Source organism: Rhodopila globiformis (assembly GCF_002937115.1).
Classification (GTDB): domain Bacteria; phylum Pseudomonadota; class Alphaproteobacteria; order Acetobacterales; family Acetobacteraceae; genus Rhodopila; species Rhodopila globiformis.
In genome coordinates, this window is record NZ_NHRY01000148.1 from 26548 (window position 1) to 48876 (window position 22329).

Below are 22329 nucleotides of genomic sequence, written 5' to 3' on the forward strand. Positions count from 1 at the left end.
GGTCATATGGTCCCGCGCCAAAGCCACACTTGCCATGACATCGCCACTCGGGGGCGAGGTCCTGATCCCGACTCGCCTGTCCGCTCAGGAAGGTATCAGCCAAACTTTTACATTTGAGGTCCAGGTTGTCAGCCAGGCCGGTGCCGTGGACCCGAATGCGCTGCTCAGTCACGCGGCTTGCGTCACCCTGCAGTCGGATAATCGCCCGATCCGCTACTTCCATGGCATCGTGCATCGCATCAGCAGCGAGGGCATGGTCCGCGGTCGTTCCAACGACGAATATCACGTCTATCGCCTTTTGCTGGTCCCCCGCCTGTGGTTCCTGGATCAAACGACGGATTGCCGTGTCTTTCAGGAACTGTCCGTCCCCGATATCCTGACTCAGCTGTTCAATGATGCCGGATTGAAGGACTTCAGCCTGCCGAGGTCGGACAAGAAGCGCGAGTACACGGTGCAGTTCAACGAAACCGACTTGGCATTTGCAACCAGGTTGATGGAAGAAGAGGGATACTATTATTTCTTTGAACACAGTGCATCCGGCCACAAGCTGATCGTCGCCGACCAGGGTGTCGCATTCAAGGACATTCCGGACGCCGCCCTGCACCTGTCAGGCGCCAACGACCCGGCCACCATAACGGCCTGGTCCCATGTCGCCCGTACGGTCCGGGGCAAGATGCGGCTGAAGGACTATGACCCCGAAAATCCGGATGCCCTGCTGCAGGCCGACAAGAACACAAAGCTGAAGACCAGCGGCAAGGAGCAGAGGGATGATTTCCGTTGGCCGGCATACACCGTCCAGAGCGGCACGCTGGACAACCGGACGCAATGGGAAATGGAAGCGGCCGAGGCCCAGGCCCACCAGTTCCAGGCCACCAGCCACTTCGGAACGCTGGTGCCCGGCGGCAAGTTCAAGCTTTCCAGCCGCCCCGCCAGCCAGTATGACGGAACCTATGTCGTGCGTTCGGTGAACCACGAGGCCACCGACGACAGTTGGCTCACCCAGAACGGCACTGTTTCGTACGAGAACAGTTTTATCTGCTTCCCGGCGACGATTACCTGGCGCCAGCCCATGGTGACGCCGCGCCCGCGCATGCAGGGAATTCATGCCGCCCTGGTCCTCGGCCCGCAGCACACCAGGGGTACCGAAATCAGAAGCCAGGACGGCGAGGAAATCCACACCGACTCCTTGGGGCGGGTGAAGGTCCGCTTCTACTGGGATCACCGGGCTGATGCCGCAGGCGGGCAAGCGATCTGGGCGCGCGTGGTGCAGCCCTGGGCCGGAAAGGGCTGGGGTGCCCAGTTCATCCCCCGTGTGGGGACCGAAGTGGCCGTCTCGTTCGTCAACGGCGACCCGGACTGCCCGATCATCGTTGGGGGCCTGTACAACGGCCGCGATACCCCGATCTTTGCCGAGGGCGAGAAGACCAGGCTTGGCTTTCGGACGCGAAGCACGCTGAAGGGCGGCAAGTCCAACTTCAGCGAATTCAGCATTGACGACAAGTCCGGGCAGGAACTGGTCTTTCTTCATGCCGAAAAGGACCTGACCACCGAAGTCGAAAACGACCAGGCCACCAAGGTCGGACACGATCAGACCCTGACGGTTGACAACTGCCGCATCGTCACGGTCAAGAAGGATGAAACGATCGAGATAACGCAGAACCGCTCGGTTACGATCGACCAGGGCAACGACGCGCTCGACATCCGGATGGGCAACCTGTCGATCAAGGCTGACGCCGGCAAGATCGAGATTTCGGCGTTGCAGTCGGTCACGCTGACAGTCGGCGGAAATTCAATTAAGATCGACCAGGAGGGGGTGGCCATCAACGGCATTATGGTCAAGGTCGCCGGCCAGGCTATGACAGACGTCAGCGCGCCCATGACCAAGATTTCAGGCGATGGCATGCTCACTCTTAAGGGCGGCATCATGATGCTGAACTGACATGTCGGAAACACTGGCGAAGTTCAATGCAACCGATCTGGCCACGCTACTGCCGCGCCTGGCGCTGCCCGCGGATCCGGCGAGCGTGATCCATGACTGCGCCACCGTGCCCAAGGCTCTTGCGGCGCTGGAGGCGGGAGGCTTCCGGATCGAAGCGGTCCGGCTGGTCGCGCATGCACTGCCGCGGCGGGAGGCCGTCTGGTGGGCTTGCATGTGCGCCATTCATACCGCGCCGCCTGACCTGCCCGCAGCTGACCGCGCGGCGCGGGAAGCCGCGGAAGACTGGGTGCGCCAGCCAACGGACCAGGTGCGGCGCACTGCCATGGCGCGCGCGCAGGCCACCGCGTTCGGCACGCCGGAGGCCTGGGCCGCCGTCGCGGCGTTCTGGAGCGGCGACTCCATGGCGCCGGAGAGCCAGCCCGCCGTTCCGCCTCCGCCTCATCTCACCGGCACCGCCGTCGCGGGGTCCGTTGCATTGTCCGCCGTTCGCGGCGATGTATCCCGCCGCCCGGCACGCCTGGAACGCTTCCTGGAAAGCGCCCGCAACATCGCATCCGGCGGGCCCGGCCGCCTGGCCGTTGAAAATGCCTGATCCCAGCCATTGGCAAAGCCTGCGCACCCATCCGGGCAGGAGGCTGCAGCTGTGCAACTGACCCTGAACGTCCTGCGATGCCCGCCGGCGGTGACACCGGAAACCCGTGTCCTGACCGGCGGCGAGTTCTCCCTTGGCCGGGGTCCGGGCGTGGACTGGGTACTGAGCGACGTGAACCAGATGGTTTCCCGCCAGCATTGCACGCTGGCATTTCGTTCCGGCGAATGGCAACTCCTGGACAACAGTGCGAACGGGACCTTCGCGAACAACGATGAGGCGCCGATCGGCAAGGGCAACAAGCGTGTGCTTCGCGACCACGACCGATTGCGCATCGGGCCGTATGAGATCGAGGTGCTGCTCGACCAGGGCGAGCGTCCCGCCGATCCCGGGCCTTTCGTCGCCAGGCGGGAGCCCGGCATCCCGTACGACGATCCGTTCGGCGATCCGCTTTGGCCGGAAGATCCGAAGGCATCCTTCGCAGGTCGGACGCAGGACGACCATTCGTCGGTGCTGGATGACGCGCTCTACCCACCCAGCCCGGTCGAGCAGGTGTCGGTGCCCGGCGGGGGCCTTATCCCGGCCGGTGACCTGTTGCCGGAAGGCTGGGACAATGATCTGCTGCCAGGCGTGCCGGATCCCGAGCCGGCACCATCCGGCACGCTGCAGCCGGAACCGGTGTTCGCGCCGCGCAGCCCGCCCCCCCAGCTGCCATCGCAACCGCCGCCTGTGGTTGCACCGGCGCCGCAGCCGGCCGCCGATGGGTCGCTGCTGGCTGCCTTCCTCGCTGGCGCAGGCTTGCCGAACGCAAATGTCGCCGACCCGGCCCTGGCAATGGAACGCTTGGGTGAGGCCTTTCGCGCTCTTGTCTCCGGGTTGCGCTCTGTCCTGATTGCGCGCGCTTCGATCAAGAGCGAGTTTCGCATCGAACAGACGATGATCCGGGCACGCAACAACAATCCGCTGAAGTTCGCCGCCAACGATGACGACGCGGTATCCGCTCTGCTGAACGCCGGCCGACCGACCGATACGACGCCGGCGCGGGCGGTATCGGACGCGCTGCGCGATATCCGGCTGCATGAACTCGCCACCATGGCGGCGATGCAAACCGCCGTGCGCGCCCTGCTTCAGCGCCTGGACCCGGACAGGATCAGCGCCACCCAAGGGCAGGCCCGGTCCATGCTGCCGGGGCACAGGAAGGTCCGTGCATGGGACATGTATGAGGCCCTGCACGCCGAGATCAGCCAGGCGCTCAGCGACGATTTCGACAGCGTCTTCGGCAAGGCGTTCGCCCGCGCCTATGAAGAAGCGCTGGAAGATCTCGCCCGGGATCGACCAGGGGGACGCAGGTGAACGTCACCGGGAGGAAACCAGGCAAGCGATACGGCGGCTCCCGGGCGCGTCTGTTGGCTGCCCGCCGCGGTCTGCTGCTGATCTGCGTGCAATTGTCCGCATGCTCGTCGGATCAGAAGTCGCCTGAACCGCCTCCGCCACCTGTGGTAATGCTTTCTTTGGCTGGCAGCACGGACCAGAATCCTGACATCAACGGCGCGGCCTCGCCTGTTGACGTGCGCATCATCCAACTGGTCGAGCCGCATCGCTTCGAATACGCCGACGCCTATGCGTTCCTGGACAGCGAGCGGAAGGCACTGGGTTCCGACGAGGCCGCCACCCAGGATGTTTTCGTCAACCCGTCGGAACGGCGCAGCATCAGGATCGACCCGAAGCCGGGGGTCACGGCCATCGGCATCGCGGCACTGTACCGCGACATCGACAATGCGCAATGGCGCGCCGTCGCCCCGATCGCCACCCATGGCACCACGAAGCTGTCGGCCACCATTGGCCGGTTGGCCGTAACCTTGCGGCCTGCGCCATGACGCCTCTGCCGTGCCCACGCCAGGACGCATGCGAGCCTCATGCCGCAATGACGGAGTTCAACGCCGTGATGTCCGCCCCCGAGCCGCCAGAGCGAACCGCAGACAGATTGGGATGCATTGACCGCGCCGCCCTCCCGCCATGGCGCGATTTGTCCGGGCCACCTGTCGCGGTACGTGCCGCGAGAGGTGGCCGGATGCGGCGAACGGCCTGGTCGTCATGGCGGCCGCAGGGCCGCCATCCACGCCCTTCCGCGGCATCAACGCCGCCAGCCGTGGATGCCGGGCCTTCACCCGGCATGATTAAATGGCAGTGCGGCCAGCCCGCTATGTCAGCGCCTATGCGGCTTGTCCGGGCCGCCTGTTCAAGCACTCGTGCTGCGATAGGCGGCCCGGACAAGCCACACCATGACGGTGGAGGAATGCGCCTGGCCTGTTTGCAGCCTTCGGACGATTTCCACCCATGAGCTGGACCAACCGCGTGATCTGGCAGGAAGGCATGTTCCTGCGCACGCAGCACTTCCAGCAGCAAGACCGGTGGACCGAGCAGATCATCCAGGGCTGGGTCAAGGCGCTGCGCCTGCATGGCTGGGGGCTGGTCCAGTACGCGCTGAACCGCGATCTGCTCGCCAGCGGGCGGTTCGCCCTGAGTTCCGCGGCCGGCGTGTTCGAAGACGGCACGCCGTTTTCTCTGCCCGGCGACGCCGATCATCCGCCGCCCCTCGAGGTACCGGAAAATACGCGCAATGTGCTGGTTTACCTCGGCGTGCCCATCCGCCAGGCGGGCGCGATCGAGGTGGGAGACGGCCCCACCATGGGCCGCTATTCCTCCTGCCCATTCGAGGCATACGACACCCATTCCGCCTCGCCCCAACCCGCGGACCTGCAGGTCGGCCGCCTGAACCTGCGCTACCTGCTGGAAACCGACGACCGCGCCGGATTCCTGGGTATCGGACTGGCCCGCGTGACCGAGGTCACCGCCGATCGCCGCGTCGTTCTCGATGAACGCTGGATACCGCCTGCCATCGTATGCTCAGGTGTCACGCCGCTGTCGGGCCTGATCACGGAACTTACGGGCATGCTGAACCAGCGCGGCGAGGCGCTGGCGGCGCGCATGACCGCGCCCGGGCAGGCCGGTGTCGCCCAGGTGGCCGATTTCCTGCTGCTGCAATCCGTCAATGGCTGGCAGAACGTTCTGGCGCACTGGGCCGATGCCGCCAATGTCCACCCGGAAGCGCTGTACACGACCCTGGTGCAGATGGCCGGCGAGTTCGCGACCTTCCTGGAGACGCGGCGGCCGACGAAATACCCGGCCTATCGCCACGACGACCTGCAGCGCAGCTTCGCCCCTGTGGTGGCCGATTTGCGGCGCGCGCTGTCCACCGTGCTGGAGCAGACGGCAATCCCGATCCCGCTGCGGGAAGCCCGCCACGGCGTGCGGGTCGGCCCGATCAGCGACCGCAGCATTCTGCGCGCCTCGGGCTTCGTGCTGACTGTTCAATGCGACATGCCGACCGAAACGCTACGCCGCGCATTCCCGTCACAGGTGAAAATCGGCGCCGTGGAGCACATCCGCGAACTGGTGAATGTCGCCCTTCCCGGCATCGCCGTGCGCGCCCTTCCGGTGGCCCCGCGGCAATTGCCGTTCTACGCCGGCGCCACCTACTTCGAGCTGGATCGCGCCAGCCCGCACTGGCAGCAGATGCAGAATTCCGGTGGCTTCGCGATCCATGTGTCCGGCGATTTCCCCAACCTGCGGCTGGAACTCTGGGCGATCCGAGGATGAGCGACAATCCCTTCGACGAGGACAGCGATCGCACCGTCATCCGTCCGGTACCCGGCGGAATACGCCCGACCCGGACGCCGCCGCCCGATTTGTCGGCGACGCGCGCGCCCCCGTCCGCCGCGCCGCGTTCCGCGGCCGACGCCACATTGGCCGGCCGGCCCGCGACTGCCGCCGTCGATGCCGGTCCGATCGTCCTTGGCCTCAATCCGCTGGTTTCCGCGGCCGGCCCCTTGCTCGCCCTGATTGCCCGGCTTTCGCGCACCTTTTCCCAGCCCGACCCGGCAGACCTGCGGGAACGGACGCTGCGCCAGATCCGCGATTTCGAGCGCGAGGCCCGCACCCACGACCTGCCGCACGACCTGGTCATCAAGGCGCGGTATGTGCTGTGCGCCGCGCTCGATGACGTGGCGCAAAACACGGAATGGGGCAGCAACGGCGAATGGGCGTCGCGCCCATTGCTGGTGGGATTCCGCGAAGGGCTGCGGGGCTACGAGGGCATCCAGAGCGGCGTCGGCTTCTTCCGCCTGCTGGATGATGCCAAGCGCAATCCCGGCGCTGAACTGCCGCTGCTGGAACTGATCTACCTGTGCCTCAGCCTGGGCTTCCTGGGTGAGCTTCGGGTCAGCCAGAGACCCCTGGCGGCTCTCGACCGCGTCCGGCAGGATCTGTACACGGTCATTTCCAATCATCGGAAGCCGGCGGAAGCTGCCCTCTCGCCGCACTGGCAAGGGGTGGGCGTGCCATATGTGCCGCCGCGCCGGGCGGTTCCCGTATGGGTCATCGGCACGGCCGCATTGGCTGCGATCGGCAGCCTGTTCGTCTGGTTCACCACCGACCTGAACGCCGCTTCCAACACGGTATTCGAACGCATGCTGTCCGCCCCTGTCGCGCAGCAGCCGCAGATCGTGCGCGCAAAGCCGGTGCTGCCGCCCGCCCGGGTTGTTGTGAGTCAACCGCAGCCGCCCGAAACGCTGGCGACCCTCCTGAAGCCTGAAATTGACCGCGGCCTGGTCAAGATCCTGGGAGATCATGCCATGCCCGTCATCCGCATCACCAACCGCGGCATGTTCGCCTCGGGCAGCGCCACTGTCGCCGGCGCATACGTTCCCCTGCTGCGGCGGATCGGCCAGGCGCTGAACATGGAACAAGGCCCCGTGCAGGTTGACGGGTACACGGACAACCAGCCAATCCATACGGTGCGCTTTCCGTCGAACTTCCAGCTGTCCGCCGCTCGGGCCGAGGCCGCGGCGGCGATCATCGGGCGTGAGTTCAAGCAACCCGACCGGCTCACCGCGCGCGGCCACGCCGATGCCGACCCGATTGCCTCCAACGACACGCCCGAGGGCCGGGCGGAGAACCGGCGGATCGAAATCGTGCTGCACAGGCAGGACTGACCATGCGGTCGATCGTTCGCATCCTTGGTTCCCGCTGGTTCCTGAGCTTCATCGGTATCGTCCTGCTGGCATTGCTGGTCTGGTGGTTCGGGCCGTTCCTGCCGGCACTGGAGGGCTGGATCCCCCGCGCGGCGATCATCGCCGCCATGGCGCTGGCCTGGGCCGGCGCGAATCTGCTGCTGGACCTGCGCCGGCGCCGCCGGGACGCGGCCCTGGTCGCCGGCGCCACCCAGGCTGAACCCGACCACGGCGCCCTGGCCTCGGCCGAGGAAGAGGCGGCGCTCCACGACAAACTGACCGCCGCCCTGACCATGCTCAGGAAGGCGTCGGGCTCGCGCGGCTATCTGTATGAACAGCCTTGGTATGCCATCATTGGCCCGCCCGGCACCGGCAAGACCACGGCGCTGCTGAATGCTGGCCTGAAGTTCCCCCTGGCGGCGGAGATGGGCCAGAAGGTGGCGGGGTTCGGCGGCACGCGGATGTGCGACTGGTGGTTCACCGATGATGCGGTGCTGATCGATACCGCCGGCCGCTATACCACCCAGGAAGACTCGACGGTGGACAAGGCGGGCTGGAACGCCTTCCTGTCGCTGCTGCGGCGCACCCGCACGCGCCAGCCATTGAACGGATTGATCGTCGTGTTCGCGCTGCAGGATGCGCAGCAGCCGGAGAGCAGCATCGGCGGGTCCACCCCGGCCCAGCGCTCCGCCCATGCCGCCACGATACGCCGCCGCATCAAGGACGTATATGAGCAGCTTGGCGTGCGGGTGCCGGTTTATGCGGTCTTCACCAAGGCCGACCTCGTGGCCGGCTTCGTCGATTTCTTCAGCGACCTGGATCGCGAGAAACTGGGCCAAGTCTGGGGCATGACCTTCCCGCTGGCGGTCTCGAGGGGCGGCGCTGCCAAGGATTTCGCAAACGAATACGCCCTGCTGATGCAGCGCCTGAACGACCGGCTGCTGGACCGGCTGCAGGCCGAGCGCGGCGCCGACCGCCGGCCCCTGATCGCCGACTTCCCGGCGCAGATGGCAAGCCTGCAGCAGCCGCTGAGCGAGTTCATCACGGAGGCCTTTGGCGCCTCTCGCCTGGACGCCGCCCCGATGCTGCGCGGCGTTTATTTCACCTCCGGCACGCAGGAGGGAACGCCGATCGATCGTCTGACGGCGGTGATGGCCCGAAGCTTCGGCATCGATCAGGTGCGCGCCAGGCCACTGACGCCGGAGCGCGGCCGCAGCTATTTCCTGACGCGCCTGCTGAAGGACGTCATCTTCAACGAATCGATGCTGATCTCGCGCAATCCCGCGGCAGTGCGGCGCAACCGCCTGCTGCGCGCGGGCGCCGCTGTGGCCGCCGTGCTGGTGGCCGCAGCCGGCGCCGGCGCATTGTTGCAGACCAGGGCGGTGAATAACGCCGCGACGGCGGATGCCGGCCGGGCGCTGGACGACTACACCGCGGCAGCGCAGGCCTTGCCGCTGGATGCGGTGCGGGATGCCGACCTGCGGCGGATCCTGCCTGTGCTGGACAAAGCCCGGGCTCTGCCGTTCGGCGATCGGGACAGTGACGCATCCGTGATGCAGTTGTTCCCTGGACTGTCCCAGATCCCGAAGCTGCGCGCGGGCGCTGAAACTGTCTATAGGAACGCGTTGCGGAACGTCCTGCTGCCGCGGCTGATCCTGCGCCTGGAAAACCAGATGCGGCAGAACTTCGATAAGCCCACCTTCCTATACGAGGCAACCCGGATCTACATGGAGCTTGGCTCGCTGCATTCGCCGGAGCCAACGTTGATCAAGCAGTGGATGCACTACGATTGGGCTTCTGCCTTCAGCAGCCCGGCTGACAGCGGTGTCCGTCACCGGCTTGAGCAGCATCTGGCCGCGCTGCTGGACGAGCCTTTGCCGAAATACCCGCTGGACGGCGCCCTGATCGACAGTGCCCGCAGCACTTTCAGCCGTGTCAGCCTGGCCGACCGGGTGTACAGCGCGATCCGGACCTCCCCGCAGGCCGCTGCGCTGCCGCCCTGGCGGCCGAGTGATGCGGCTGGCCCGGCGGGTGTGCGCCTGTTCCATCGCCGCTCCGGCCTGCCCATGACCGACGGGATTGCGGGCTTCTTCACCGTCGAGGGCTTCTACAAGGTCTTGCTGCCGCAATTGCCCAGTGCCACCCGCCAGGCCGAGAGCGAAAGCTGGCTGCTCGGCCCCCAGGCGGAAATCGATCCGACGAGCCCGCAGGCGCTGTCGCTGCTGCCCGACGTGATCGCGCTGTATGAAAAGGATTACGAGAAGACCTGGGACGCGCTGCTTGCCGACATCGACATCGATCCGCTCGACAACATGCAGCAGGCCATCCAGGCCCTTTATATCCTGTCCTCGCCGCTGTCGCCGATGCGCGACCTGCTGAACGGCATCGTTCGTCAGTTGACCCTGTCCGTGCCCCCGGCATCCGGTCCCGGCGCCGCGACAGGTGTCGCGGCGGCTGCGAACGCTGTGGATTCGCGCCTGCAGAACCTGTTCAAGAAAGCCGAGCCGTCGGCGGAGCCGCCCGGCAAGGCAGTTGAGACCTACTACGCGCCGCTGATCGCCTATGTTGGCAAGGGGCCCGGCGCGCCCATCGACATGCTGCTGAAGCTGCTGAACGACCTGCAGCAGCAGTTGGCGCGCCTGTCCGCTACGCCACAGGGCGCATCCGTCGCCTCGGTCGTGGGAAGCGACCCTACCCAGCCGCTGCTTGCCGAGGCATCCCGCGCGCCCGAACCGATCCGTCGCTGGATAACTGTTCTGACCGGCGGCGGCGATACGCTGCGCAGCCGCGATGCGCAGAAAAGCGCAACCGCGGCGTTTAACGCCCCCGGCGGTCCCGCTGCGTTGTGCCGGCAGGCGGTGGCCGGGCGTTATCCGTTCTCTCCGTCGTCGCCGAACGGCATTCCGCTGGACGATTTCGCGCGCCTGTTTGCGCCGAACGGCTTGCTGGATCAGTTCTTCACCACCCAATTGCGCCCGTTCGTGGACACGTCCGGGCCCGTGTGGCGGGCCCAGGCGGTGGACGGCGTTGCCCCACCCGTGTCGCCTGGCGCGCTGGCGCAGTTCCAGCGCGCCGCCGCCATCCGCGACCTGTTCTTCGCCAACGGCGGCAGCGAACCAACGGTGCGCTTCGACATCCAGCCATTGACGCTGGACAGCGGCGCCACGCAGGTGACGCTCGATTTCGACGGCAGGGAACTGGTCTATGCGCACGGGCCGTTGCGCGGCATGTCCGTCACCTGGCCGGGGCCGAACCATATGAACAATGTCCGGCTGGTCTTCGATTCGTCCGGGGCCGGCGGTCCCGCCGCGCTGCAGGCCACCGGCCCCTGGGCGTTGTTCCGGCTGTTCGGCCAGGGGCATCTGGCGCGGGCAGGATCTGCTGACGAATACGTCCTGAGCTTTGACGTGGGCGACCACCACGTGACCTATCAGATCCGCGCCAGCTCGGTACTGAATCCGTTCATGCCGGGCGTGCTGCGGGATTTCCGGTGCCCCTCGCTATGACCCTGCCGCTGGCCACGGGGATCTTCGGCAAATTACCGGTGCGGGGCGATTTTGTTCGCCTGGGGTTGCCGCGCGACTGCACGGATGGATGGGACCATTGGCTGTCGGAGATGACGGCGGAGACCCAAAGGCGGGCGGGTGCGGCGTGGCTCGACGCCTTGCAGGATGTCGTGTCACCCGAAGATGCCAGGAGGATGATGGATGTCCCGGACCTTCATCTGGCTGTCGTTTCGGCTTCACGATGGTGGACCGACGGTTCCGCGCTGGTTGAGCCCACCGGGATCACTTTGGACGGTCTGCCGGGCGCCCCGGTTTTCGCGGCCATGCTGGGCTGCCGCCAACCTGGCGCGACCCCACCGGATGAAACGCCCGGGCGGGCCGGGCCGCCGGAACGGCTGCTTCTGAGCGACCGCCCTGAGAACATGTGACACGAGAACATAGGAAACACAACCAAGGCGAAGATGCCAGGAGGAGCCGCCGATATGACAACGCCGCAATTCCTGTCCTGGGCGGCCACGCATCCAAGCGCAGGCCGCTCGTACAACGAGGATGCGTTTGTTGACCGGCCGGCGCTTGGGCTATGGGCGGTCGCTGACGGGGCGGGGGGGCACGAGGGCGGGCAGATGGCCTCGGGCATGCTGCGGAGCGCGCTGGAAGCCATTCCCGAGTCTGTATCGGCCGCGGAACTTCTGGCCGAAGTGCGGGCAGGCATCGAAGCCACGCATATCTCGTTGCGCGCTTTGGCAGAGCGGGACGGGCGGCCGATCCTGGGCGCCTCCACGATTGTCGTGCTGATGCTGCGGGATGAGCATTTTGCCTGTCTTTGGGCCGGGGACTCGCGATGCTACCTGCTGCGCGACGGCGTGCTGCAGCAGATTACCCACGACCACAGCCTTGTGCAGGAACTGGTGGACAGCGGTGCCATCCATCCGGAGGACGCGGAGGCTCATCCGCAGGGGAATGTGATCACCCGCGCTGTTGGTGCCGATATGGACGAACTGGTGCTGGACAAGGCGAGTAACCGGACCCAGCCGGGGGATCGGTTCCTGTTGTGCAGCGATGGGCTGTACAAGAGTGTGCCCGAAGTGGAACTGGCGCGTTTGCTGGCGGAGGATACCGGGGTGCCACCGACGCAAGCGATGATTGCCGCGGCGCTGGCGATGAATGCGAGTGACAATGTGACGGCGGTGGCTATCTTGATCGGCGGAAGACTTGAGTGACCCGGTGTCACCGCCGATGCAGCGTGCCAGTCGGGTACCCTTCACCGCGGGAGAGCAAGTTACGATTGATGCTTTGGAATCCACAGACGAGTATTGGCCAAACAGCTATACGTTGGATGACGTTCCACCAACTCGTGATACATAACCGGATTGAGATTCTACACCTTCGACATCTGCGTCAGATCATAACCCACCGTATCCGGACTCCCCTGCGTCTGCGGTGTCAGCCCTGTATATGTAATCATGATCTTGGTGAAGTTCAGCGACAACGACTCCGTCGGGTTATCACCTCCAGTGGACACGCTGTACCCGCTGATGCCGGTGTTCGACAACTTGTAGGTCAGAAACGTCGTGACCGTATCCTTCGTCGTCGAAGTCATTTTCAACATCACGTCGTTGGCAAGATTGCCCGCAACCGCGTCCTGAAACAATTTATTGGAGGCGACGTCCATCACCTTTGTGACCGTGACCTCGCTGATGCTGGGCTCCGAACCTTCGCGCGATTCGGGTGAGCGTGACGCCGAACCGATCGCACGTCCGACGCCCCATTGCAGCGAGTGCAACTCGATCCACTTTTCGAAGCCCTTCGTGGTGACAGCCCCGTCGATGGATCCGTACTTCATGTAGATCGCCATTGCGCCCCCCCTATCGCCGTAAGATCCAGTCTAGTGAATATCGTAGTAAAACGAACTCCGGCCGTCCACTCCGATCCGTATCATTTGTACGGCGGAGCCCTCGGCCAGCCGAGCCAGAACCAAGGCTGACAGTTCAGGCAGCAGCGTGCGCGACAGTATCTTCTCGATGTTGCGAGCGCCGGACGATGTCTCGGTGCATCGCGCCGCAATCGTGTCCACAACGTCGGGACCCCAGGCCAGGTCGGCCTTGTAGGCCTCCGTCACCCTCTGTCTGACGCGTCCCAACTGCAGCGTGACGATCTGCCTGATGATATCAGGCGAAAGCGGGAAATAGGGCACCAGCGTCACGCGCCCCAGGAAGGCCGGTTTGAAGTGTTTCATCAGTTCCGGCATCAGGGCATCCGCCAATCCGTCCGCATCAGGCGCCGTGTCCGGGTCCGCGCACAGCCGGCCAATCAGGTCCGTAGCCGCATTCGACGTCATGATGATAACGGTGTTCTTAAAGTCGATGTCGCGGCCTTCGCCGTCCTTCATGTTGCCCTTGTCGAACACCTGGAAGAACACATCCTGCACCCCGGGATGCGCCTTCTCCATCTCATCCAGCAGGATCACCGAGTATGGCCGCCGCCGCACCGCTTCGGTCAGAATTCCGCCTTCGCCGTAGCCGACGTAACCGGGAGGACTTCCCATCAGCAGGCTGACTTTGTGTTCCTCCTTGAACTCCGTCATGTTGATCGTCGTCAGGTTCTGTTCGCCGCCATACAGCAGATCGGCCAGCGCCAGGGCGGTTTCCGTCTTTCCGGTGCCTGATGTGCCAACCATCAGAAAAACCCCGACCGGCTTTCGCGGATCCGTCAGCCCCGCGCGGCTTGTTCGGATCGATTGCGAAACAGCCTCCAACGCATGAGGCTGCCCGACGATCCGCCGCTCCATCGCCTCCTTCAACTGCAGCACCGTGCGGATTTCATTGGATCGCATCCGTCCGGCCGGGATGCCGGTCCAGCTTGCGACAACCTCTGCCACCGCCTGTTCGTCCACAACCGGATGAATCAGCGGTTCCTCGCCCTGCAACGCATGCAGTGACCGGACAGTCTCGATCAGCCGGTTCCTCGTCGCGTCGGCCGTTCCCACGTCCGTATCGTTTTCGATAGTCCGGCGCAGTTCGGCCATCTGCGCAACCAGCGCCTTTTCCTGTTGCCAGCGATCGTACAGCGCGGCGCGGACATCGGAGAGTTCCGCCCGCTCCGTCTTCAGCGCCGCGCGCCTGTCTGCGTGGTCCTCGCCCGCCGCGGTCTCTCGCTCCAGGATACCCAGTTCCGTGTCGATCAGGCCAATCCGCCGCTCGCGGTCCTCGATCGGCGCCGGCACGGCGGCCTGGCTCATGGCCACGCGGGCACAGGCGGTATCGATCAGGCCGACAGCCTTGTCCGGAAGCTGCCGCGAGGGGATATAGCGTGCCGAAAGACGCACGGCGGCACTGACGGCGTCGTCCAGGATGCGGACCTTGTGGTGCTGTTCAAGCGTTTCGACCAGGCCGCGGATCATTGCCGTCGCAACCGGCTCCGACGGTTCCTCCACCTTCACCACCTGGAAGCGACGTGTCAGCGCCGCATCCTTTTCCACATACTTCTTGTACTCGGCCCAGGTGGTGGCGGCGATCGTCCGCAATTCCCCACGGGCCAGGGCGGGCTTCAGCAGATTGGCCGCGTCGCCTTGTCCGGCCGCGCCGCCCGCGCCGATCAGCGTGTGCGCCTCATCGATGAACAGGATGATCGGCCGTGGGCTTGCCTTCACTTCGTCGATAACATTGCGCAGACGGTTCTCAAATTCTCCCTTTACACCGGCGCCTGCCTGCAGAAGGCCGAGATCGAGGCTGCGCACCGCGACGTCCTTCAGCGCGGGAGGCACATCGCCCTGGGCAATCCGCAGCGCAAAACCTTCCACTACGGCGGTCTTTCCGACCCCGGCCTCGCCCGTCAGCATCGGATTGTTCTGCCGCCGCCGGGTCAGGATGTCGATCACCTGCCTTATTTCCGTGTCCCGGCCCAGGATCGGGTCGATCCTTCCGGCCGCCGCCTGGGCGGTCAGATCGGTGGTGAACTGGTCCAGCGCCCCTGTGGCGGGCCGCGCCATGGCGTCGGACCCGCCGATCTCCGGTCCTGCAGCCTCCGGTCGTTGGCCGGTTGGCGCGGCCTCGGCACTGTTGGCGGTGATGGCGGCGAAATCACGCTTCAGCAGATCGGGCGGAATCTTCAGCAACTGGCTGGAGGCATCCCGCGCCCGGCGCGCCAAGGTTTCGTCGGCAAGCAAGGCCCAGATCAGATGCCCGGACCGGATCATCGTCTGCCCGAACTCCACCGAAGCCAGCAGCCACGCCTGCTTCGTGAGTTCCACCAGTTCCGGCGCCAGCGACGGCGCGCGGCCATTGCCGGTCCGCATCCTGTCCAGCGCTTTGTTCAGATCCGCCGACAGCCGGCCGGAATCCACTTCGTAATGGCGCAGGATCGCGGCCACATCGCCGTCGGTCCGGTCCCACAACGTATGCAGCCAGTGTTCTATTTCGACATTGTAATGTGTGCGCGACAGGGTCAACCCGGCTGCGGCTTCCAGCGCCCGGCGGCAGGGCTCGTTTAGTCTGGAAACCAGCTGTTTCAGGTCGATGCCGGCCATGTCGCTTCCCGTTCCACGGCAGTGATGCCAGATGACGGCATCTGGTCGCTCTTCTCAGTGATCTACACTATGTGCTAGGTGAAGAAGTTGTCCAGTGCCGAGTCACGCTGGCCGTCCCGGCATCCAGCCCGGTGGACCCAGCCTCGTGAACCCAGTCCAGTGAACCGGTTCCGGAACGCGCGAACACATAGTCTGTGGAAGCACGTGGCCCTGTCGATCAGGATGAAACGGCTTCGAGACAGGGGACGAAAGGACCAGGGATTTTGAACCTGCCGGAGGGATTCGATCTCGATGCGCTGTTGGCGCCGATCTCGCCGGACGCCCCGCAGGGTATCGACGTCCGGGAAGATCGTTCCGCACAATTGCTCTATAATCGGATGCGCGATGCCCGATCCGAAGCGCGCGCCGTGGAACGTGAGCTTGAATCCTACGATACCGGGATGTCCGCCTCGCCACCGGACCCCGCGCCTCTGTGGCGCATGTTGCGCGACCTTGGCACGCAATTGCTGACAGAGCGGACCAAGGACCTGGAAATCGCGGCCTGGCTTACCGAATCCTTGGTCCGCAGCAACGGCTTGCGTGGCCTTGCCGCCGGCAGCCATCTGATCGAAGGCCTGGCGACCCGCTACTGGGATGTTCTGTATCCTTCGCCGGACGAATACGGCATGGAAACGCGCGTCGCGCCGTTGGCAGGGCTCTGTGGCCGTGGCGGCGCCGGTACGCTCGCCGCGCCGTTGTTCCGGCTTGTGCTGTTCCGGCGGCCGGACGGCTCCCCGGTGGCACTTTATCAATACCAGGCGTCCGCAAGACTGCCGACGATGGAACCGGCGGTGCGCCAGCAACGGATCGACGCCGGCATAATACCCTTTGAGGACCTCGAGAACGACGCGCGCACCGTCGGCCGAGCCTCGCTCGCCGAACTTTCCTCGGATGCCGCCGTGGCTCTCGCGTCCTGGAGCGCGATGGCCGCCGTCATCGACGCGAAGGCGGGCGCCGACGCGCCCGCGATGTCAAGTGTCCGTGACATCATCCAGGAGCTTGGCCAGATCGCAGGCCGATACGTACCGCAGGTTGCCCACGCGGACAGCTCCGCCGTCATGGACGTAAATGCGCATGCCGAAGCGCCGGATCAGCCGGCGTTGCCGTCATTGTCCTCGCAATTATCTTCGCCGCAAAATCTGACGCGGGACAGCGCACTGCAGATTCTCGATACGATTTCGGACTTTTTCCGGCGGACCGAACCGCACTCCCCGCTTTCCTACACCCTGGCCGAGGCGGTGCGCAGGGCCCGAATGCCCTGGCTGGAACTGCTTGATGAGGTCATCGCGGATCGCAGCAGCCGTGATGCTTTCCTGACAAACCTTGGCATCCGGCCACCGCCGTCGAACGAATGAAACCGCCAGACGGCCTGCCGCCGGACTGCGGGATGACACATTTTCGCGTTTCTGCTCCGCGTCACTTGAATTTTCGATTTTCTTCCGTTGTTGACCGCATTGCATCACCCGCTAGTATCCTGCCACCTGGGAAAAAATGTGCCCCTAGCGGGCTGAACCATGGGAAATGGGCATGAGTGGAAGCGTCCACGATAAACTGAGCCGGGTGCGCAAGCCGCGGGTTCACATCACTTATGAAGTGGAAACTGAAGGCGCTCAGGTTGAGCGGGAACTGCCCTTCGTGATGGGCGTCATGGGCGATTTTTCCGGTGACCCAACCGCGCCGCTGCGCCCATTGGCGGACCGGAAGTTCATCCAGATCGACCGGGACAACTTCGACGATGTCATGGCCAGCATGATGCCCGGACTCAAGCTGAAGGTGGACAACAAACTGTCCGACGACGGCACGCAGATGGCGGTCGAACTCGCCTTCCGCTCGATCGAGGATTTCGAACCCGCGCGCGTCGCCCAGCAGGTTCCGGCGTTGCGCACACTTCTGGAGACGCGTGCCAAGCTGCGCGACCTGATGTCCAAGGTGGACCGCTCAGAGGAGCTTGAAAATCTCCTTGAGCAGGTTTTGCAGAACGACAACGAAATGAAGGCGCTTTCCAGCCAGCTCGGCCTCGACAAGCAGGGGGATTGAAGCAGTGTCGGGAACCCAGTCCGTACCCTCTGCAGCCGGCGCTCCGGCCGCCGAGACCGTCTCCATACTCGATCAGGTCGTATCTGCAACGAAGCAGACAGCCCCGGACCAGGCCCAGGATCTGGTCAGGAACCTGCTGGAACAGGCGATGGCCGGGACGGTCACGTTCGACAAGAATCTGACCCGTACCTTCGACAAGGCTATCGCCGCCATCGATCACAAGTTGTCGGCGCAGCTCAACGCGATCATGCACGATCCGAAGTTCACGCAGTTGGAAGGAAGCTGGCGTGGGCTGCATCACCTTGTGCAGAACAGCGAAACCGGCACCAGCCTGAAGATCAAGGTGCTGAACATTTCCAAGCGTGACTTGTCCCGCGACCTGCAGCGCGCCGTGGAATTCGATCAAAGCCAATTGTTCAAGAAAATCTATGAGAATGAGTTCGGAACCCCTGGCGGCGAGCCGTATGGTGCGCTGATCGGCGATTATGAGTGGAGCCAGCATCCGGATGATATCGAAACCCTGCGCCTGATATCCAACGTCGCGGCGAGCGCCTTCGCACCGTTCATCTCCGCGGCCGGACCGGGAATGTTCGGCTTTGAGTCCTGGACCGAGCTGTCCCGCCCGCGCGACCTCGCCAAGATCTTCGAGTCCGCTGACTATACGAAATGGCGCAGCTTTCGCGACAGCGAGGACTCCCGCTTTGTCAGTCTTGTCATGCCTCGCACCCTGGCACGGCTTCCATACGGAAGGGCGACGAAACAGATCGACGAGTTCGATTATGAGGAAGCGCCTCGGGACACATCCGGCGCGGCCAAGCCCTTGCAGCACGATGAATATTGCTGGATGAACGCCGCCTACGCCATGGGCGCAAGAATGACCGACGCATTTGCCAGGTACGGCTTCTGTACCGCCATTCGCGGCGCGGAAGGCGGCGGCAAGGTCGAAAACCTGCCAACCCATGTCTTCATGTCGGACGATGGCGATCTGGACACCAAGTGCCCGACCGAAATCGCCATTACCGATCGCAGGGAATTCGAACTGTCGAACCTCGGCTTCCTGCCGCTCTGTCACTACAAGAATACGGACTATTCAGTTTTCTTCGGTGCGGCGTCGGTACAGAAGCCCAAGAAATATGATCGTCCCGAAGCCACCGCCAATGCCGCCATCTCCGCTCGCCTGCCATATCTGATGGCCTCCGGCCGCTTCGCGCACTACCTGAAGGTCATGGCCCGCGACAAGATCGGCAGCTTTCAGGAAGCCGCCGATGTCGAAATGATGCTGAACCGCTGGATCGCCAATTATGTGAACACCAATCCAAATGCGGGCCAGGAGATGAAGGCGCAATACCCGCTGCGCGAAGCCCGCGTCGAAGTCAGGGAAATCCCTGGCCGGCCCGGGTCATACAACGCCATAGCCCATATCCGCCCCTGGCTGCAAATGGAAGAATTGACGACCAGCCTACGCATGGTGGCCCGAATCCCGTCCGCCGCAGCCTGAGCCCCGGCTTGCCGCCGGTGGGGCAGAGGATATGAACAAGGCGTCAGCTTCCAGTCACAAAGCGCCAGCCGAGCAAGGCGCCACCACGCGGCTTCGCGCATCCGTGCTGGCCGGGACGTTTGTCGGCCGTGCCGACGAAGATCTGGCAGAAATCTTCGCCACTTTCCTGTCTGCGGATCACCACGCCGCGCTGAAGCTATGGTTCGGCACCGAGCGGCCTGATGTCGATACAGTGGCAGTGCGAGGCGCCCTGGATCGCGACATTGCCGCGATCGACGCAATGCTGTCGGAACAGATCGATGCCATCCTGCATCATCCCGGCATGCTGCGACTGGAAGGCAGGTGGCGCGGCCTGTCCTGGCTGGTGAACGGCGCGGACCTGAACGCCCGGCTGAAGATCAAGCTGCTCAATGTCACCTGGCCGGAAATCTGCCGCGACCTCGATCTGGCGTTGGAATTCGACCAAAGCCAGCTGTTTCGCAAGATTTACGAGGAAGAATTCGGCTCCCCCGGCGGCGAGCCCTATGGGCTGATCATCATCGACCACGAAGTCCGTCATCAGGCCGGTGGCCACGCACGCAGTGACGATGTCAGCGCACTGGCATCGCTTTCCAGCGTCGCCGCCGCCGCCTTTTCACCGATGATCCTTGGTGCCTCGCCGGCACTGCTGGAAGTCGATCACTTTTACGAACTAGCCAATGTTCTGGATGTCACCGCGCCTTTACGCAATACCGACCACGCCCGCTGGCGCGGCCTGGGGACCCGAACCGACATGCGCTTCGTCGGCGTCGCCCTGCCGCGGATGCTCGCGCGTCCGCCCTGGCAGGATGACGGAACACGCGACGACGGCTTCCGTTACGCCGAATACGCGCCGGGCCCGGAACATCGCGTCTGGTCCAATGCGGCCTACGGGTTCGGGGCCGTCGTCGCCCGCGCGTTCGCCACTTATGCCTGGCCTGCCGACCTGCGCGGCGTGGAAGTCGACCGGATCGGCGGTGGGCTCGTGCAGCACGCACCGGCGGAACCGTTCCGGACGGAATTCGATCTGGTCTGGCCTCGCATCCCGCTCGAGATTGTCTGGAACGATCGCCAGGAACGTGAGTTTGCCGCGAACGGCCTGATCCCGCTGGCATCCGTGCCCAACACCGAGGAACTGGTCTTCGGTGCCGTCGGCAGCCTGCTGATCCCGCCGCGCCGAACCGGCAGGAATGCGGCGCCGGTCAATGCCAACGCCCACGTCTCCTCGCAGCTCAATTCGATCTTGTGCGCATCCCGTTTCGCCCATTACCTGAAGCTGATGGGCCGGCAGATGGTCGGTTCGTTCCGGACTGCCGACGAAATCGAGCGCCAGCTGCAGGGCTGGCTTACCCGCTACGTCAATGGCAACCTGTCCGCCGCCGCGGAAAGCCGGGCGCGGCATCCCTTGGTCGCGGCACAGGTAGAGGTCCGGGAACAGATCGGCAGGCCCGGCAGCTTCGGCTGCATCGTGCGCCTCCAGCCGCACTATCAGCTCGATGATCTCGCGGCGACGTTCCAGCTCGTGACGGATTTCGGCGGGGCACGACTATGAGACCGGCCACTCTGGCATTTGACCGTCGGACCGCAGGCTTCCTGGTGTCACGGCGGGTGCAGGCCGTTGCTGCAATGTCATGCCGGGCGCAGGCCCGGCATCCACACCTTGCGGTGCCGATACCGGCAGAAGGCGTGGATGGCGGCCTTCCCGACCTTCGCTGGGGACAGGATTCATCCACCATGACGAATTGGCAGCGGCCGGGATCAACGGCTGTTGGTATGAGAGAGCAGGATATCGTTCCATGAGCGATGAGACCGTCGCATCGTTGCTGCGGCAGGGCCGGCTGGCTGACGCCATCGGCGCGGCGCAGGCCACCGTTCGCAAGGCGCCCACCAATCTCGACGCCCGGGTGCTGCTGGCCGAACTGCTGCTGGCGGCTGGTAATCTGGAACGGGCCGATGTGCTGATGGACGCAGCCGCGGCGGTGGATGCGACCGCGTCGCTGGTTGCCGCCGAGTTCCGCCAGCTCATCCGTGCCGAAACCGCGCGCCGGCAATTGTTCCAGGATGGCCGCTTGCCGGAATTCCTGTCCGGTCCAACGCCCGCGCAGCGGCTTCAGCTTGCCGCCATTGTCGCGATGCAGGCCGGGGATGGAACCGAAGCCGCCCGTCAGTCGGACCTGGCCGAGGCGACGCGCCCGCGCGTTCCGGGCTACGCGGGCGACGCCACGTTCGACGATTTCCGGGATGCCGATGACCTTCTGGCGGGCAGCCTGGAAGTGCTGACCACGACAGGCAAATACTTCTGGATCCCGACCGAGAGGGTCACCAGCGCGGTCTTCCATCCGCCGGCCCGGTTGCGGGACCTGATCTGGCGCCGCGTGTCCATGGCCGTGGCCGAGGGGCCGGAGGGCGATGTCTATATGCCTGTCATCTACCCGGTCGCCGATGCGGTTTCCGATCTGCAGCGTCTCGGGCGGGAAACCGATTGGCGCGAAATGCCCGGCGGCCTTGTGCGCGGGGTAGGCCAGAAACTGTTTCTCGCCGGAGAGGACGGCATTGATGCCATGGCCCTGACAGCCCTGCGGTTCGGCGCATGAGCCGCCGCCCGGGCATGGATCCGCGGAATCAATCGCTGCGCTTCCAGGCGCCATTGCTGGACCGTCTGATCGATCTCAACCCCGGCCAGCGCAGCGACGGGGTTTCGTTTCCCGGCGATTCGCTGACCGCGCTGCGCAATGCCGTGCGGCGCGATCTTGAAGCCCTGCTGAATGCCCGCCGCCGCTGGCGTTCCTGGCCGGCGTCCCTCAGGCACCTCGCCGTTTCGCCCATCGGCTACGGTCTTCCCGATTTCAGTGCCGGCGCTTTCAACGATCCCCGGCAGCGGGAAGAACTCCGGTTTGAGGTCGAGGACACGATCCGCCGGTTCGAGCCCAGGTTCCTGTCGCTCACCGTGTCCCTGCAGAACGCCGATGCACCGCTCGACTCGGCGTTGCGACTACGCATCGACGCCGTCCTGCATGCCGATCCGGCCCCCGAGCCGATTTCATTCGATACATTCGTGGATCCGTCGGCCGACGAGGTGATCGTGGTCGCCCGCGATGCGCCCTGA

At 64.8% G+C, this 22329-nt stretch carries 17 protein-coding genes; 15 read left to right on the forward strand and 2 right to left on the reverse strand.

Annotated features, from left to right (window positions below):
* The first annotated feature begins 34 nt into the window (after positions 1-34).
* The 9 genes from CCS01_RS14770 (at position 35) to CCS01_RS14810 (ending at position 12326) form a co-directional block, all read left to right on the forward strand.
* Entirely contained in the window at positions 35-1939 is a 1905-nt protein-coding gene (locus CCS01_RS14770; protein ID WP_158258401.1) for a type VI secretion system Vgr family protein, read from the forward strand.
* Position 1940: 1 nt separating this feature from the next.
* Complete coding sequence (locus CCS01_RS14775; RefSeq protein ID WP_104519565.1) at positions 1941-2531, forward strand: DUF6931 family protein; 591 nt, start codon at positions 1941-1943, stop codon at positions 2529-2531.
* A gap of 51 nt (positions 2532-2582) precedes the next feature.
* The gene (gene tagH, locus CCS01_RS14780) at positions 2583-3881 is read left to right on the forward strand and encodes a type VI secretion system-associated FHA domain protein TagH (protein WP_104519566.1); all 1299 of its coding nucleotides are present in this window, start codon (positions 2583-2585) and stop codon (positions 3879-3881) included.
* A complete protein-coding gene (gene tssJ, locus CCS01_RS14785) occupies positions 3878-4405 on the forward strand; it encodes a type VI secretion system lipoprotein TssJ (protein WP_104519567.1) in 528 nt (175 codons plus the stop codon). Before tagH ends, tssJ begins: the two co-directional genes overlap by 4 nt.
* A 460-nt stretch (positions 4406-4865) precedes the next feature.
* Entirely contained in the window at positions 4866-6188 is a 1323-nt protein-coding gene (tssK, locus tag CCS01_RS14790; protein WP_104519568.1) for a type VI secretion system baseplate subunit TssK, read from the forward strand.
* A complete protein-coding gene (gene tssL / locus CCS01_RS14795; RefSeq protein ID WP_104519569.1) occupies positions 6185-7582 on the forward strand; it encodes a type VI secretion system protein TssL, long form in 1398 nt (465 codons plus the stop codon). The genes tssK and tssL overlap by 4 nt, the downstream gene beginning before the upstream one ends.
* A gap of 2 nt (positions 7583-7584) precedes the next feature.
* On the forward strand, positions 7585-11106 hold the full coding sequence (tssM, locus tag CCS01_RS14800; RefSeq protein ID WP_104519570.1) for a type VI secretion system membrane subunit TssM: 3522 nt from the start codon (positions 7585-7587) through the stop codon (positions 11104-11106).
* On the forward strand, positions 11103-11534 hold the full coding sequence (gene tagF, locus CCS01_RS14805; RefSeq protein ID WP_146101774.1) for a type VI secretion system-associated protein TagF: 432 nt from the start codon (positions 11103-11105) through the stop codon (positions 11532-11534). Before tssM ends, tagF begins: the two co-directional genes overlap by 4 nt.
* 54 nt (positions 11535-11588) lie before the next feature.
* Positions 11589-12326, forward strand: a complete 738-nt coding sequence (locus CCS01_RS14810) for a PP2C family protein-serine/threonine phosphatase (protein WP_104519572.1) — start codon at positions 11589-11591, stop codon at positions 12324-12326.
* Between the two features lie 158 nt (positions 12327-12484).
* Here CCS01_RS14810 and CCS01_RS14815 read toward each other — a convergent pair whose 3' ends face one another.
* Both CCS01_RS14815 and tssH read right to left on the reverse strand, forming a co-directional pair.
* Positions 12485-12961, reverse strand: a complete 477-nt coding sequence (locus tag CCS01_RS14815) for an Hcp family type VI secretion system effector (RefSeq protein WP_104519573.1) — start codon at positions 12959-12961, stop codon at positions 12485-12487.
* Positions 12962-12991: 30 nt separating this feature from the next.
* Complete coding sequence (gene tssH / locus CCS01_RS14820) at positions 12992-15631, reverse strand: type VI secretion system ATPase TssH (RefSeq protein ID WP_104519574.1); 2640 nt, start codon at positions 15629-15631, stop codon at positions 12992-12994.
* Between the two features lie 263 nt (positions 15632-15894).
* On the opposite strand from tssH, the gene tssA reads away from it, so the two are divergent.
* The 6 genes from tssA to tssE all read left to right on the forward strand — a co-directional run bounded on the left by tssA (position 15895) and on the right by tssE (position 22329).
* Positions 15895-17025, forward strand: a complete 1131-nt coding sequence (tssA, locus tag CCS01_RS14825; RefSeq protein ID WP_158258402.1) for a type VI secretion system protein TssA — start codon at positions 15895-15897, stop codon at positions 17023-17025.
* A 172-nt stretch (positions 17026-17197) separates the two neighbouring features.
* Positions 17198-17707: a type VI secretion system contractile sheath small subunit gene (gene tssB, locus CCS01_RS14830; protein ID WP_104519589.1), complete on the forward strand. Its 510-nt coding sequence runs from the start codon at positions 17198-17200 to the stop codon at positions 17705-17707.
* A 4-nt stretch (positions 17708-17711) separates the two neighbouring features.
* On the forward strand, positions 17712-19205 hold the full coding sequence (gene tssC / locus CCS01_RS14835; protein WP_104519576.1) for a type VI secretion system contractile sheath large subunit: 1494 nt from the start codon (positions 17712-17714) through the stop codon (positions 19203-19205).
* A gap of 31 nt (positions 19206-19236) precedes the next feature.
* On the forward strand, positions 19237-20775 hold the full coding sequence (tssC, locus tag CCS01_RS14840; protein ID WP_104519577.1) for a type VI secretion system contractile sheath large subunit: 1539 nt from the start codon (positions 19237-19239) through the stop codon (positions 20773-20775).
* A gap of 244 nt (positions 20776-21019) precedes the next feature.
* Entirely contained in the window at positions 21020-21817 is a 798-nt protein-coding gene (locus CCS01_RS14845) for a type VI secretion system accessory protein TagJ (RefSeq protein WP_104519578.1), read from the forward strand.
* Positions 21814-22329 carry a type VI secretion system baseplate subunit TssE gene (tssE, locus tag CCS01_RS14850; RefSeq protein ID WP_239992167.1) on the forward strand — a complete coding sequence of 172 codons (516 nt, stop codon included), beginning with the start codon at positions 21814-21816 and terminating at the stop codon, positions 22327-22329. The genes CCS01_RS14845 and tssE overlap by 4 nt, the downstream gene beginning before the upstream one ends.

Excerpts from the sequence above, each read along its gene's own strand:
- CCS01_RS14770 (WP_158258401.1), top strand. The coding sequence starts at position 35 with ATGACATCGCCACTCGGGGGCGAGGTCCTGATCCCGACTCGCCTGTCC.
- CCS01_RS14775 (WP_104519565.1), top strand. The coding sequence starts at position 1,941 with ATGTCGGAAACACTGGCGAAGTTCAATGCAACCGATCTGGCCACGCTA.
- tssK (WP_104519568.1), top strand. The coding sequence starts at position 4,866 with ATGAGCTGGACCAACCGCGTGATCTGGCAGGAAGGCATGTTCCTGCGC.
- tssL (WP_104519569.1), top strand. The coding sequence starts at position 6,185 with ATGAGCGACAATCCCTTCGACGAGGACAGCGATCGCACCGTCATCCGT.
- tssM (WP_104519570.1), top strand. The coding sequence starts at position 7,585 with ATGCGGTCGATCGTTCGCATCCTTGGTTCCCGCTGGTTCCTGAGCTTC.
- tagF (WP_146101774.1), top strand. The coding sequence starts at position 11,103 with ATGACCCTGCCGCTGGCCACGGGGATCTTCGGCAAATTACCGGTGCGG.
- CCS01_RS14810 (WP_104519572.1), top strand. The coding sequence starts at position 11,589 with ATGACAACGCCGCAATTCCTGTCCTGGGCGGCCACGCATCCAAGCGCA.
- CCS01_RS14815 (WP_104519573.1), bottom strand. The coding sequence starts at position 12,961 with ATGGCGATCTACATGAAGTACGGATCCATCGACGGGGCTGTCACCACG.
- tssH (WP_104519574.1), bottom strand. The coding sequence starts at position 15,631 with ATGGCCGGCATCGACCTGAAACAGCTGGTTTCCAGACTAAACGAGCCC.
- tssB (WP_104519589.1), top strand. The coding sequence starts at position 17,198 with ATGAGTGGAAGCGTCCACGATAAACTGAGCCGGGTGCGCAAGCCGCGG.
- tssC (WP_104519577.1), top strand. The coding sequence starts at position 19,237 with ATGAACAAGGCGTCAGCTTCCAGTCACAAAGCGCCAGCCGAGCAAGGC.
- CCS01_RS14845 (WP_104519578.1), top strand. The coding sequence starts at position 21,020 with ATGAGCGATGAGACCGTCGCATCGTTGCTGCGGCAGGGCCGGCTGGCT.
- tssE (WP_239992167.1), top strand. The coding sequence starts at position 21,814 with ATGAGCCGCCGCCCGGGCATGGATCCGCGGAATCAATCGCTGCGCTTC.